This window comes from Sphingobacterium litopenaei, from assembly GCF_014692495.1.
GTDB lineage: Bacteria > Bacteroidota > Bacteroidia > Sphingobacteriales > Sphingobacteriaceae > Sphingobacterium > Sphingobacterium litopenaei.
This window is the reverse complement of record NZ_JACOIJ010000008.1, coordinates 16,168-30,595: the sequence shown is the minus strand read 5'-3', so window position 1 is coordinate 30,595 and position 14,428 is coordinate 16,168. Positions and strand designations below refer to the sequence as shown.

General features: G+C 37.0%; 13 protein-coding genes. 11 read left to right on the top strand and 2 right to left on the bottom strand.

From position 1 onward, the window contains the following. Positions 1-19: 19 nt before the first annotated feature. From H8B04_RS06090 to H8B04_RS06055, 8 genes are all read left to right on the top strand, one after another. Entirely contained in the window at positions 20-478 is a 459-nt protein-coding gene (locus H8B04_RS06090) for an SPOR domain-containing protein (RefSeq protein ID WP_165291073.1), read from the top strand. A 12-nt stretch (positions 479-490) separates the two neighbouring features. Next, positions 491-1,681, top strand: coding sequence for a M20 metallopeptidase family protein (locus tag H8B04_RS06085; RefSeq protein WP_190301764.1), 1,191 nt, complete (start codon positions 491-493; stop codon positions 1,679-1,681). A gap of 3 nt (positions 1,682-1,684) precedes the next feature. Further along, positions 1,685-2,245, top strand: a complete 561-nt coding sequence (locus tag H8B04_RS06080; RefSeq protein ID WP_190301763.1) for a thiamine diphosphokinase — start codon at positions 1,685-1,687, stop codon at positions 2,243-2,245. Between the two features lie 2 nt (positions 2,246-2,247). Next, the gene (locus H8B04_RS06075) at positions 2,248-2,733 is read left to right on the top strand and encodes a GNAT family N-acetyltransferase (protein WP_190301762.1); all 486 of its coding nucleotides are present in this window, start codon (positions 2,248-2,250) and stop codon (positions 2,731-2,733) included. Between the two features lie 448 nt (positions 2,734-3,181). Next, a complete protein-coding gene (locus tag H8B04_RS06070) occupies positions 3,182-6,379 on the top strand; it encodes a SusC/RagA family TonB-linked outer membrane protein (protein ID WP_165291077.1) in 3,198 nt (1,065 codons plus the stop codon). Between the two features lie 18 nt (positions 6,380-6,397). Then, a complete protein-coding gene (locus H8B04_RS06065) occupies positions 6,398-8,362 on the top strand; it encodes a RagB/SusD family nutrient uptake outer membrane protein (protein ID WP_206366843.1) in 1,965 nt (654 codons plus the stop codon). Positions 8,363-8,380: 18 nt separating this feature from the next. After that, the gene (locus H8B04_RS06060) at positions 8,381-9,583 is read left to right on the top strand and encodes a DUF4959 domain-containing protein (protein WP_190301761.1); all 1,203 of its coding nucleotides are present in this window, start codon (positions 8,381-8,383) and stop codon (positions 9,581-9,583) included. Positions 9,584-9,592: 9 nt separating this feature from the next. Then, the gene (locus H8B04_RS06055) at positions 9,593-10,825 is read left to right on the top strand and encodes a DUF4998 domain-containing protein (RefSeq protein ID WP_165291079.1); all 1,233 of its coding nucleotides are present in this window, start codon (positions 9,593-9,595) and stop codon (positions 10,823-10,825) included. Between the two features lie 65 nt (positions 10,826-10,890). On the opposite strand, the gene H8B04_RS06050 is transcribed toward H8B04_RS06055, so the two are convergent. Continuing rightward, positions 10,891-12,192: a M28 family metallopeptidase gene (locus tag H8B04_RS06050; protein WP_165291080.1), complete on the bottom strand. Its 1,302-nt coding sequence runs from the start codon at positions 12,190-12,192 to the stop codon at positions 10,891-10,893. Positions 12,193-12,281: 89 nt separating this feature from the next. Between H8B04_RS06050 and H8B04_RS06045 the strand changes: the two genes are divergently transcribed. From H8B04_RS06045 to H8B04_RS06035, 3 genes are all read left to right on the top strand, one after another. Then, entirely contained in the window at positions 12,282-12,596 is a 315-nt protein-coding gene (locus tag H8B04_RS06045) for a rhodanese-like domain-containing protein (protein ID WP_165291081.1), read from the top strand. Between the two features lie 98 nt (positions 12,597-12,694). Further along, entirely contained in the window at positions 12,695-12,991 is a 297-nt protein-coding gene (locus H8B04_RS06040; protein ID WP_165291082.1) for a hypothetical protein, read from the top strand. A gap of 2 nt (positions 12,992-12,993) precedes the next feature. Then, positions 12,994-13,224 (top strand): DUF6358 family protein, encoded by a 231-nt coding sequence (locus H8B04_RS06035; protein WP_165291083.1) that lies wholly within the window; start codon positions 12,994-12,996, stop codon positions 13,222-13,224. Positions 13,225-13,260: 36 nt separating this feature from the next. On the opposite strand, the gene gcvT is transcribed toward H8B04_RS06035, so the two are convergent. Next, positions 13,261-14,340 carry a glycine cleavage system aminomethyltransferase GcvT gene (gene gcvT / locus H8B04_RS06030; protein WP_190301808.1) on the bottom strand — a complete coding sequence of 360 codons (1,080 nt, stop codon included), beginning with the start codon at positions 14,338-14,340 and terminating at the stop codon, positions 13,261-13,263. Positions 14,341-14,428 lie beyond the last annotated feature (88 nt).

Sequence of the window (14,428 nt, the reverse complement as noted above, 5' to 3'; positions counted from 1 at the left end):
AAAGGAGTAAAAATTAGAGATGTTGTATCAAAAAGGATTGATTTTATTAAGTGCAATTTGCTTGATGTGTATTCAAGCTAAAGGACAAGAAGGTAATAATGTAATCATTCAGCAAGATTCGCTTATTACGTTATTGCAGAACTTTAGAGCGGCCAATGAAATCAATCCTACAACAGCTCGACTTATCAGCTTAGGTTCCAAGCCTGTTGATAAAGCTAAAGCTACTCGCGTAAAGCGTAAAGGTTTTAGAGTGCAAATCTATGCTGGATCGAATCGAAGTGAAGCATATGCTATACAGGCAAGATTTAGAAATCAACATTCAGATATAGACACTTACATTTCATATTCTGAACCTAATTATAGAGTGAAGGTTGGTGACTTTAGAAGTAGAGCCCAAGCCAACGAATTTATGCGTACCATCCGTTCCCAATACAAAAATGTTTTTATCTTCCAAGAAGATATTTGGGTCTGGGAATAATCAACTTACATTATGGCCAATATTAAGAGTGAAATTCAACAGTTGGCAAAGAAATTCTTTTCTGAGACGGTAGAAACCCGTCGCCATCTTCATCGTAATCCCGAACTTTCTTTTGTAGAATATAATACTTCGGCTTTCGTTAAATCCGAATTGGATAAATTAGGTATTCCTTACCAATCAATGGCTAATACAGGTGTAGTTGGTTTGATTACTGGTGAATTACCTTCGGATAAAGTTATTGCTTTGCGTGCAGATATGGATGCATTGCCTATTACAGAAGTCGAAGGAAGAAGTTATGGTTCTCAAAATGTCGGTGTCATGCATGCATGCGGGCACGATGTACATACATCTTCCCTTTTAGGTGTGGCCAAAATATTGAACGAGTTAAAATCTCAATTTGGTGGCCAGATAAAGTTGATTTTTCAGCCAGGAGAAGAAAAATTGCCTGGCGGAGCATCTATTATGATCAAAGAAGGCGTATTGGAAAATCCAATACCAGAGTCTATTTTTGGTCAGCATGTGATGCCTTTCATTGAAATAGGAAAAGTGGGCTTTCGTTCAGGACAATACATGGCGTCTTGTGATGAATTGTTTATGACCGTTCGAGGTAAAGGGGGGCACGGCGCTCAGCCACATCAAAATATTGATCCTATAGCAATTACAGCTCAAATTATATCTGCACTACAACAAGTAGTGAGTCGCTTCGCAGATCCTCGGATTCCAACGGTTCTTTCTTGGGGCAAAATCATTGGTAACGGTGCTACTAACATTATTCCGGATGAAGTGTATTTGGAAGGTACTTTCCGTACATTCAATGAAGAATGGCGTGCCAAAGCACATGAAAAGATAGTAAAAATTGCTATGGGGATAGCTGAAAGCATGGATGCTACCTGCGATATTGAGGTGCGCAAAGGATATCCTTATTTAGTTAATGAACAGGAAACCACCGCAATAGCTCGTCAAGCTGCTATTGATTATTTGGGTGAAGAAAATGTCGTCGAATTAGACCTTTGGCCTGCAGCAGAAGATTTTTCATATTATTCTCAAGTTGCGAATGCTTGTTTTTATCGCTTAGGAACAGGTAATAAAGCGAAAGGTATTCAATCTGCGGTGCATACACCGACTTTCGATATTGATGAAGATGCTTTGGAATTAAGTATTGGATTGATGGCATATATCGCCATCTCAAAACTTACAAAATAGTATATGTCTTCTCATCATATTGTTCGGGAGAACCAAGAACCAGCTTTGTTGGTAGAGAATTTCTATGCTCTTTCAGAAGAATATTTGGGACAAATATTAGAATGGTCTCCTACTATTATTAGCCATGAAGAAAATCTTGATTATTTTCTCTCTAATGATATAAAAGTTGACTTTCTGTATGCGCAATCATTAGATTCTCCTCAAGAAGAAATGAAGTTTATTCAGCCGATTTCCTCATTTTTTAAGGATAGCCTGGATTATTTGATTACGAATAATTACAAGGCAGTGAATATTCTAGCTAAGGATTTGGATTCTATATTTCTAAGATATGCTGATCGGATAAATATTGTTGCTTTTGTACAAGGTATTCGATATGTACTGATTCAATCTCGTTATGAAAAGTGGAAGACAGCTGGTGAGAAGATGTTTATTGATGTATCGCATATCAAATCATTTAATGGTTTAAAATATATTGATCAAAATATTTTTGAGGTTGAACAAGACGGTTTTGTGCTGCTTGAAATGAATTCAAGTGATTTTGTATTTGTCGGAGAGGAGGTTTAGGAATGTTACAAATTGAAAAGGCTACAACAGAAGATGCTAGCATAATTCACAAATTAGCTCATCAGATTTATTATCCTACTTATTTAGGTATTTTGAGTCAGGAGCAGATGGATTTTATGCTGGAAAAGAGCTACACCGTTTCCGCTTTACAAGAAAGTATGCGAACTGATCAAGACTTTTATATTGCATATGATCAACAGTCTCCTATTGGTTTTATTGCGCTAAAAAGTAAGAATGCCACTATCCTTCGCATTGAAAAACTCTATTTATTGCCACAAACTCAAGGAAAAGGCTTCGGCTCACAATTAATTGATTTCGCTAAAAATAAGGCCACTATAAGAAATAAATCTATTGTTGAGTTGAATGTAAACCGAGGAAATAATGCTTATTATTTCTATTTAAAAGTTGGTTTTAAGGTTGTTCAGGAAGTCGATATTCCCTATTTCGGTTATATCTTGGATGACTACGTGATGCAAGTTCAGTTATAAAAATGTTACAAAAATTTTGGTCTTATAAAAATTAATATCTACATTTAGTTTCAGTAACCAAATTATAATCAATAACACAAATTTTATTACAGTATTTTTTCTACCAATTGGGAACAAATTTTAAGCACTTACCGTAATAAGTGTCATTTTAACAGTTAAAATATTCTCAGTGACGAACTAGATGATTAATACACATCTAGAATTTTTTAACGAAAATTAATAAGTGTCATTTTAACACTAATTAGTGAGGTGCGATGCTATTAATTTCGATGGAGGCAGTAGCATATCATAGCACTACATACCCATTGTAGTTTAAATAATGCAATAAAATTTAATTACATCTACAATTATGACAAAGAGCTAAGAAATTATTACAGAGCTGGGAAACTAGGTTTTCTACTCATTCCTTTCTTTAAACTATTAATAACCGATTATAAAATTATAACTAATGAATGGATTACGACTTATATTTATCACAATTATTTTAAGCGTTGTATCTACTCTCGATTCTATAGCACAAGACATCACAGTCAGAGGTGTGGTGCGTGATTCCACGGGAGGGATACCTAGCGTATCTATTAGAGTTAGAGGAACAAAAGTAGTCACACTATCCTCAGATGGTTTCGGACGTTTTGAATTCTCAACAAACAAACAAGCGCAAGTTGATTTTCAATCTGTAGGATTCAAGTCGACGACTATTAACCTTGCTAATCAGTCTATTAAATCAAATAATGAGATTCTTTTGGATATTTTTCTAGAAAAAATAGAATCCGAAATCGAAGAAGTTACCGTAACAGGTTTTGGTGGTACCCAGAAAAAAGCAAGTTTAGTTAGCGCCATTACTACAGTTAATGTCAAGGAGTTAAAAACCGCATCATCCAATTTGACTAATGCTTTGGCAGGTCGTGTTGCTGGTATGATAGCTTTTCAAAGTAGTGGAGAGCCAGGATTGGGTACAGATAATTCCACGTTTTACATTCGCGGACTTTCTACGTTTGGTACGGGAAAACAAGATCCGTTGATTTTAATTGATGGTGTGGAATCTTCTCCTACTGATATGGCTCGTCTACAACCTGACGATATTTCTGATTTTTCAGTGTTGAAGGACGCAGCGGCGGCTTCTGTGTACGGTGCACGTGGTGCAAATGGCGTTATTTTGATCAACACCAAAATGGGTATGGATGGCGCTCCAAAGTTTAATTTCCGAGTAGAAAATAGAATTTCATCAAATACCAAAAATTTTGAATTCGCCGATAACATCACTTATATGCGAATGGCAAATGAAGCGGCTTTAACCCGTACGCCAAACGGTATAGAGCCTTATTCGCAAAATAAAATCTTCAGCACAATTGATGGAGAAGATCCTTATTTATTCCCGAGTAATAACTGGTTGTCGATGTTAATTAAAGATTATACGAATAACCAAGGATATAACTTAAATATCTCGGGAGGTACAACTCGTGGAAGATATTATATAGCTGGTACATTCAACAGAGATAATGGTGTTCTTAAAGTGGAACCCCTTAATAATTTCAATAGCAACATTAAGCTGAATAATTATTCTTTGCGTGTGAATGTAGATTTCAATGTTACGAAGACAACCACAGCTATTGTAAGAATGTATGGACAGTTTGACGATTACATAGGACCTATGGGCGGTGGAGCAGCAACTTTTGATAATGCATTGAATGCCAATCCAGTGATGTTTCCTTCTATTTATCCAGCTGAAAAACTTCCTTTTATCGAACACCCCTTATTTGGTTCTAGCCAAACACGCAATACGGATTTGTCTTTGAGTTCTACCATGTATATGAATCCATATGCTGAAATGGTGCGAGGTTATCAGACCTATAAAACTTCCAATATGCAACCTCAAATCGAGATTAAGCAAGATTTGAATGGTATAACGGAAGGATTATCACTTCGTGGGATGGGTTATTTGAGAAGATATGCTTTTATGTCTGCTAGCAGAAGTTACCAACCATTCTTCTACGAAGCGATTGTAAATTCTCAAGATGGTACCTATAATCTAAAAGCATTAAATGATGGTTCAGCCACAGCATTGCAGCCAACAGGAACGGAATACTTAAGTTATGCACCTCCAATTCGTGATGTGGACTCTAGAATTTGGTTAGAAGGAACGCTTAACTATAGTAGGACTTTTTCAGAGAAACATGCGGTTAGCGGTATGCTTGTATCCTATATTTCAAGTTATGAATCTGCAATAGGAAATAATGTAGGTTTGGTGGAAACATTGCCAAGTCGTAACGCAGGGATCTCTGGTCGTTTTACTTATGGTTTCAAAGACCGTTATTTAGCGGAATTCAATTTTGGGTATAATGGTTCAGAACGTTTTGATGCAAACCACCGTTGGGGTTTCTTCCCTTCATTTGGTTTTGGTTATAGATTATCAGAAGAACCTTTCTTTGAGCCTATACGATCTGTAATAAGCAATTTCAAACTTAGAGGAACTTATGGTTTGGTGGGTAATGATGCTATCGGTAGTAATGCGGATAGATTCTTCTACTTATCTAATGTGAATCTAAATAATGGTAACTACGGATCTACTTTTGGTAGAGATGACGGAGCACCACGTTACAATCGTCCTGGTGTGTCTATCTCACGTTATGCCAATCCAAATATCACTTGGGAGCTTTCAAAGCAACTAAATTTAGGTTTGGATATGAGTATTGGAAGAGGTATAGACATTATTGTTGATGCATTTAGTCAAAAAAGATCCAATATTCTACAACCGGTATCGGGTATTGATAATGCGTCTGGATTAATGGCAACGCCATGGTCGAATTATGGACGAGTGAATACTAAGGGAGTTGACTTGTCTGTGAACTATAGAAAGAACTTTTCGCAGAACTTTTGGATGGATGCACGTGGAACATTCACGTATGCAACTTCTGAAATTGTTAAAGTGGACGAATTACCATATTCGGGCAACTTATCTCACTTAACACGTAAAGGATATTCTATTAACCAAGCTTGGGGTTATATTGCTGAGCGTCTATTTATTGACAATCAGGAAGTGGCTAACTCACCAGTACAGTTTGGTGATATTGGTTTGCTTGCCGGTGATATCAAATACAGAGATATTACTAAAGATGGTTTGGTAAATGGCGATGACATGGTGCCAATTGGTTACCCTACGGAGCCCGAAGTGTTGTTTGGTTTTGGTTCCAGCTTTGGATACAAAAACTTTGACTTAGGATTTTTCTTCCAAGGCGCTACTCAATATTCTTTCTTTATCAATTCAAACCAAATTCAACCATTTTATTCTAATGGAGGAAGACAAACAGGCTTACTTAAAGTAATCGCAGATGATTATTGGTCAGAAACAAACCAAAATTCATATGCATTCTGGCCAAGACTAAGTACATGGCGTGTAGGTCCAAATAACCAAACTTCTACTTGGTGGATGCGTAATGGAGGTTTCTTACGATTGAAAAGTGTAGACATAGGCTATAATATCAAATCATTAGAGCGATTCAAAATTAACAATGCACGTGTGTATTTGTCGGGATCAAACTTGTTTTTGTTAAGCAACTTCAAATTGTGGGATGTCGAGATGCGTGGTAATGGATTAGGTTATCCTTTACAGTCGGTGTATAATGTTGGTATTCAAATTAATTTATAACCCTATTACTTGAAAATTATGAAAATAAAGGAAATAAAGGGCAATGCCAAAGCAGGAATTTCAGTGGTATGTATTTCCATGTCCGTACTTTTTAATTCATGTTCTAAATTTTTGGATATCATACCTGACAACGTTTCTGTCATTGAGCATGCTTTTAAGCTTCGTACAGAGGCTGAGAAATATTTATTCACCTGTTATTCTTATTTGCCAAAAAACGGTGATGGCTGGTTTAATGCGGGAATAATGGCTGGTGATGAAATTTGGTTACCACAAAATGACCAAGCACATTGGCATCCTGCTTTTCGTATTGCGCAGGGTATGCAGAATGTCGGTCAACCCTTATTTAACGAATGGGGTGGTGATCTAAAAGGTGGCGACGGCAGATTCAATTACTTGCGTATGTGGCAAGGCATCAGACATTGTAATATCTTTTTAGAAAATATAAAGAACCCGAATGTTGTACCTGATTTGTCTATTGCAGAACGCGAAAGATGGACAGGAGAAGTTGAATTCTTAAAGGCATACTATCATTTTTATTTGATGCGTATGTATGGTCCTATTCCCATTGTAGATGTGAATGCGCCTGAATCTGCTGAACCAGAAGATTTATATTACAAAAGAAAGCCAATAGACGAAGTGGTCGATTTCATTTCAGATTTGTTAGATCAATCGGCAGTGAAATTACCAGAACGTATTATCGATGAGAATACAGAATTAGGTCGTGCTACCAAATCTATAGCATTAGCCATCAAAGCTAGATTATGGATGTTGGCCGCATCCCCATTGTTTAACGGTAATCCAGACTATGCATCTTTCGTAGATAAGGATGGTGTCCAATTAGTGAATACAACGGCTGATCCGGCAAAATGGGAAAAGGCTAGAGATGCTGTGAAAGCCGCGATTGATATGGCAGAAGCAAATAATGCACAGCTGTATAAATATACGAATGACAGATTTAATTTAAGTACGGAGACCAAGACGCAGCTTAACATCCGAAATGCGGTGACAGAGCGGTGGGGTGATGAAGTGGTATGGGGATTATCAAATAGTTATTTTGTAAATGAAGCCTTATGTATGCCACCTCTTGCAAGAGGAGCCAATGTCGATAGATTCCAATTGCAGGGAGTTTGGGGAGCACCGATTAAGGTTGCTAAACAATTTTATACCAAAAATGGTGTGCCAATTGAGGAAGACAAAACATTAGACTTCACCAACTACATGACCACGCGTACAGCAGTTACTTCTGAACGCTTTTATATCGAGCCAGGATATGTAACAGCACGTTTGAATTATGATCGCGAGCCACGCTTTTATGCTAGTTTAGGCTTTGATGGTGGACGCTGGTATATGAAAGATGGGGCGAGTTCAGGTTCGGATGAAAACGGTATGTATGTACAAGCCAAAAACGCGGAGCGTTCGGGGGTTGGTCACTTTACCAACTGGAACGAAACAGGATATTTTATTAAAAAGCTGGTGCACTGGGAATCAACCACCAACTCTAACAATGCGCCTACTTGGAAAGCTTATCCTTGGCCAGAAATACGTCTCGCAGAACTTTATTTGAGTTATGCTGAGGCATTGAATGAAGTCAATGGTGGCTCTACAGAAGCAATTGCATATGTAGATAAAATTCGCGAGCGTGCAGGTTTACAAGGTGTGGTATCATCATGGACTAATTTTTCCAAATCACCTACTAAATATCAGTCCAAAGAAGGCTTACGCTCGATAATTCAACGTGAACGATTGATAGAACTTGCATTCGAAGGACAGCGTTTTTGGGATTTGAAGCGTTGGAAGCTTTCCGCAGAATATTTGAATCAAGACATTACAGGATTTTCAATTTCAGGAAAGACTACGGCGACTTATAACGTAGAGCGTACGGTTTTCAATCAGACATTTATTTCACCACGTGATTATTTGTGGCCTATTGGAAATTATGAAACGCGACGTAATCCAATGTTAGTAGAAAACCCAGGTTGGTAATCAAAAAAAATTAAATGTATGAAATCAATTAGAATAAACATATTTCTAGTCATGCTGAGTGTATTATTTGCCTTTGCATGTACCAAGCAAATTGAATACAGAGAGCCTGTTGGTAATGAGACTGAAAAACCAGGAATGGTTTCAAATGTACGCGTGATAAATCAAGAAGGTAAGGCACAAATTTTATACGATTTGCCAAGTTCTCCTAATTTGATGTACGTAAAGGCGATTTATAAAATCAATACAGGTCAAGAAGTGGAAGTTAAATCTTCTATCTATAAAGATACTATTGTGGTGGCTGGATTTGCCGATACCCAAGAACATGAGGTGAAATTGTATGCAGTAAGCCGCAATGAAGTCTCGTCTGATCCAGTAACGGTAAAAGTAAAACCTTTGGAAGCTCCTTTTTGGAAAGTGTTCAACTCTTTGGAAATTTCCAATGCTTTCGGTGGATATAATCTGACAGCAAAAAATCCTTCTCGTGATAATGTCGCAATAATTGTCATGAAGAAAAATGTTTTCAATGAGTATGAGCGTGATAATCAAAAATCTGTTTATACCAAGACCGACAGTATTATCTCCAAAATTAGAGGCTTAGATACTTTGGAACAAGAATTTGCTATTTATGTACGTGATAACTGGGGCAATAATTCAGACACATTGTACACTAAAGTAAAACCATTCTATGAAGAGCAAATGGATCCAGGTAAATTTAGAGCATTTGTACTGCCAGGAGATGCGCCACAAGTAACCAATGGCGCACGTCTTGAATACGCTTGGGACGGTCTATTGGGGTGGCCTTATACAAGCTTTACACATCAAATCAATGGAGGAGATCAGCCTCATATGGTAACATTTGATATGGGTGTATCAGCTAAGATCAGCCGTTTTTGGATTCGTCCATTCCCAGAAGGTACTAGATATTATTTTCTTTCTACGATGAAACGATTTGAGATCTATGGATCTAATAGCCCTAATCTTAACGGAGCATTAGACGATTCGTGGATACTATTAGGAAGTTATGAAGTGGTGAAACCTTCAGGTCTGCCATATGGTACGGATAATGCCGAAGACCAAGCGACTGCGGCGGCTGGATTTAACTGGGAAGTGGACCTCAATTCACCTAAAGTGAGATATATCCGCATTAGATGTTTAGAAAATTTCGCTGGAGGTACTGCGCAAAGTATCAATGAGATAAAAGTATATGGTACTACTTTATAGAAATGAGTTATGATTAAGATAAATAGAACACATACAATAAGGCTAATCTTTGTGCTTACTCTTATTTCGACCATTATGTCCTGTGCCAAATGGGATGAATTCAAGGAATATATCAAGGACGGCGAGATAGTATATGTGGGGAAGCTGGATTCAGTGAAAGTGTTTTCGGGTAATGAACGTATATTGGTCCAAGCTCAAGTTAAACCAGATCCAAAGATTAAAAAAGCCCTAATCAAGTGGAACGATGGCAAGGATTCTGTGCTATTAGATATTACGCATAATAGCATATTGGAACATTATATTCCAATGGCCGAAGGGATTGTTAGTTTGCAATTATTTACGATTGATGACAAGGGCAACAGATCTGTCGCTGTTCCTGCAATAGGAAGGGCCTATGGTCCGCGTTATAGTGCAGGTCTTACCAACCGTTTGACAGCAAATGCCATAATAGAAAACAATAACACAGCTTTAATTGAATGGCAAGAAATGGATTTATCAGCAGGACCGGTGGGGACTGAGTTGCGTTATTTAGCTAATGATGGTACAACAAAAAGTATTGTTGTAGGAGTTAATACGATGAATACTACCATAAATGATTTATCTACAACAGCAAAAACGGTTTCCTATCGCACGCTATATTTGCCGCAGAAAACTAGTATTGATACTTTTTATACGGATTATACAGAATTAGGACTAGCCAAAGATGTAACATCCGAGTACTTAAAGAATCATAAAAATCCTATTGTGACCTCAGCAGTATCTGATAGATGGGGTATTCCAGCGGATTGGGTCACGAATGCTGCGGTTCGTAATTTTAGAAATGGAGCAGGGGCTTATTTTGGAGGCGTAGATCATTGGTTTGGAGGACCATTCTTAGCTATGGAAGCAGGTTGGTCAGGAGATAACATGGCTACTATTAAAAATGGTAAAATCTACCAGACATTAACATTGCCTGCTGGTCATTATACCTTTGAAATGGATATTCCAGACTGTACAGTTGGAGGAGATTTCTATACTGTAGCAGCTTATGGAACTGAAATTCCTAACAGCGAGAATGTGTCCTCAGCATTGGGTTTCTTAAAAACAAGTACCCCAGGCACACATGCACTCAAGTTTACGCTTTTGGAACAAAGCCAAGTGTCTTTGGGATTCGTAGGTAATTTGGAAAACAAAGGTGGAGGTGATGGAACTTTCTGGCGTATTAATGCCGTTAGGTTAAAACAAATTGTAATCGTTCAGTAATGATAGATAGGGTGTATAGTTTGAACCTCCAAGCTTAGGCTTGGAGGTTTTTTCTTTTGAAGGGTTTAATCCTTTAATTTTTCTACCCTATTTGGCGTTTGAGTTCCTTTAACAATGCCTTCGGCACCTTTAGCAATAGCCTCTATACTGGAAATAATATTATTTAAATCCAAAGTGCTTATTTCATCTTTTACCGTATGGTAATAGGTATCTTTATCTATCTGGGAAGTTGAAAATGTATGTGCTGGCACGCCCAACGCTGCTAATACGGCATTATCACTACGATAGAATAGGTTTTGTTGTGGATATGGATCTGCATGAAATTGAAAAGCCGTATTTTTTAGGTTTTTCTGCATAAGATCTCCTAAATTCGAGCGTTCATAACCCGTCAAATAAAGTGTATTGGGACCAAATTTCGAGTCTTTGCCAATCATTTCGATATTGATCATCGCGATCACAGCGTCTGGATCGATGTTATTCGAAAAATATTTAGAACCATACATTCCGATTTCCTCAGCCGTAAAAGCTACAAAAATAAGTGTACGTTCATTATTGTTCAATCCCTTATAATATTTCGCCAAACTAATTACTGCAGATGTTCCCGAAGCATCGTCGTCAGCACCATTTGCAATGGAATCTTGACCATTTGGTTGGATAATGCCAATATGATCATAGTGTGCTGAAAAGACTACATATTCATTTGGTTTTGATTTGCCAGGAATAACACCAGCGACATTAAATAATTCAATCTTATCTGCCTTATTAGTACAGTTAATCTTAAAACTTTTGGCTAAATCTTCTGTTATAACAAAAACTTTTGTAAACCCTTTGGAAGGCGTATTTCCAACGATATTTTCTCTTGAATAAATTTTGTTATATCGCGTAATGAAGGAAGCAAATGAAGGATCTACTAGCACTATTAAATCTTCTTGGGCTTGAGCCAATTCCCTGAATTTTTGGGCAAACTCCTCTCCTTTTTTGATTTGTTTTATTTGAGCGGCTGATTTTTCATTCCATTGGATTTCAGGTTCATTGCTGATAATCAAAAATGTTTCAGCGGCTAAATTTTTAGTGTCCCATTGTATAGAAGCAGATTGACGGCTGATTTTTGTCATATGGAATGTTTGTCTGAAATCATTCCCTTGGTAAGGTTGTAAACCAATCTGATTAAACTCATGAGCAATGAAGTCAGCCGCTTTTCCAATATGCGGAGAAAAGGCATGGCGTCCACCCATTTCGTCCGAAGCGAGTGTATTTAATAATTTTTCTACATAACTTTTCTCAACAATTTGAGCTGAGGTTTGTTGTGAAAATATATTTCCGCAAAGAAATATCAATAGGCTTGGTAGTAGTGCAGATAATTTCATAGTCAAAATTTTAATGAAATTAATAAATAATAGTATATCATGTACCGAAATACAGCATAACTATTATATTTGATATAAAATAAAAAGTCATGAAAGAAGTTACAGTTCAAGAATTAAAGGATATGATGGATCGCAACGAAGAATTTCAATTAATTGACGTTCGCGAACCTTTTGAATATGAAGTTTCAAACCTTAATGGTCTTAATATTCCGTTGGCAGGTATTCTAATTGAAGCAGAAAAAGTTTCAAAGGATATTCCAGTAATTATTCAATGCCGTTCGGGCAAGCGTAGCGCTCAAGCTGTTATGCTGTTAGAACAACAAGGCTATACAAATCTAGCTAATTTGCAAGGAGGTATTTTGGCTTGGAGAGACGAGATTGATCCCGAATTGGACGTATATTAAGATCGTAAAAGTATACAGATATAGAGACGATATTTCGTCTCTTTTTTCGTTATGGGCTTTGCCAAAAGTTTAGAGAATATATTTTGTACTTTTGTACGATGAAAAATTGGTATGCACAGACGAAGCAAGCATTCTTTTTTAGCTTGATGTTTTATATAGGCTCAACGATTCTACTGGTATTGAAAGTTAGCATCGCCCCTATTCTATTCAGTTTTTCGTTAGCCGTATCGATGATTTGGGTATTGTTGGTTTTGCGGGAAATCATGCTATCTCCACGTATTTCAAATCAAGAACGCCTTTTACTTATACTTTTTATTATTCTCCTCAACATTTTTGCTGGAATAGTTTACTTTTATTTATTGCGTAAAAGAGTGATTGGAGATCCAAAAAATTAAAAATGAAAAAGCAATTTATACTGAATTTACTTTTAAATCTGGGAATTATCTTTTTGGTCATGAGTGGTATTTCAGCTTATCAAAGTGGTAATATGCTGATTCTCGGTCTTGCTATTGCGATTTCGGTTGTGCTGATTTACCTAAAAGTGGTATTGCTCAAACACGTTAAATCGGACTTCCGTAAGAAGCAGGAAGAAAAATTTGCGCCACAAAAGAAAAATAAAAAGGGTTAATCGATTAACCCTTTACTTTTATATCTATAGCGCTTATTATTTAACGAAAGGCGCTTTCTTTACTTCAGCTTTTACTTTTTGATTACGGATATGTATAAAAATCTCTGATCCTGCTTTTGAGAATTCTGTATTTACATAACCCAAACCGATAGATTTTTTAAGTGTAGGTGATTGCGTACCCGAAGTTACGCGGCCAATTATATTGCCTTCAGCGTCAACGATGTCGTAATCATGACGAGGAATACCTCTTTCAATCATTTCAAAACCCACTAATTTTTGAGCTGTCCCTTTTTCTTTTTCTGCTTTCAAGTTTTCGCTGTTAACGAAATCTTTGGTGAATTTAGTTACCCAGCCAAGACCTGCTGCCAATGGAGAAGTCGTATCGTCAATATCATTACCATACAAACAGAATCCCATTTCTAAACGTAAAGTATCGCGTGCGCCTAAACCAATAGGTTTGATGCCAAACTCCGCTCCTGCTTCGAAAATTGCATCCCATACTTTTTGAGCATCTTTATTCGCAACATAAATCTCAAAACCTCCAGCGCCAGTGTATCCTGTTGCTGATACGATTACATTATCTACACCAGCGAAAGTGCCTTTAGCAAAAGAATAATATTCCATAGAAGCCAGCTCGATATCAGTCAATTTCTGTAAAGCATCAGCTGCTTTAGGGCCTTGGACAGCAAATAAAGATGTTTCGTCAGAGATATTTTTCATCTCTACACCATACGTGTTGTATTTGCTGATCCAGTTCCAATCTTTCTCGATATTAGAAGCATTTACAACTAAAAGGTAGGTTATATCGTCGATTTTGTAAGTCAAAAAGTCATCCACAATACCGCCAGTTTCGTTTGGAATATAAGCGTATTGTACTTTACCATCATATAATTTTGATGCATCATTAGATGATATTTTTTGGATCAAGTCTAATGCTTTTTCGCCTTTCAAGATAAATTCACCCATGTGACTCACATCAAATACCCCAACACCTGTACGAACAGTTTCATGCTCGTCATTGATACCGGAATATTGAACAGGCATATTGAATCCTGCAAAAGGAACCATCTTTGCTCCTAATGAAATATGATGGTCTGTTAAAGCTGTGTTTTTCATCATCTAATGGTTATAAAGTTTTTGCAAAAATAATTAATATGTTGGGATATTTTCGTCTGATTTTAATATTCTCATAAATAATCCTTTG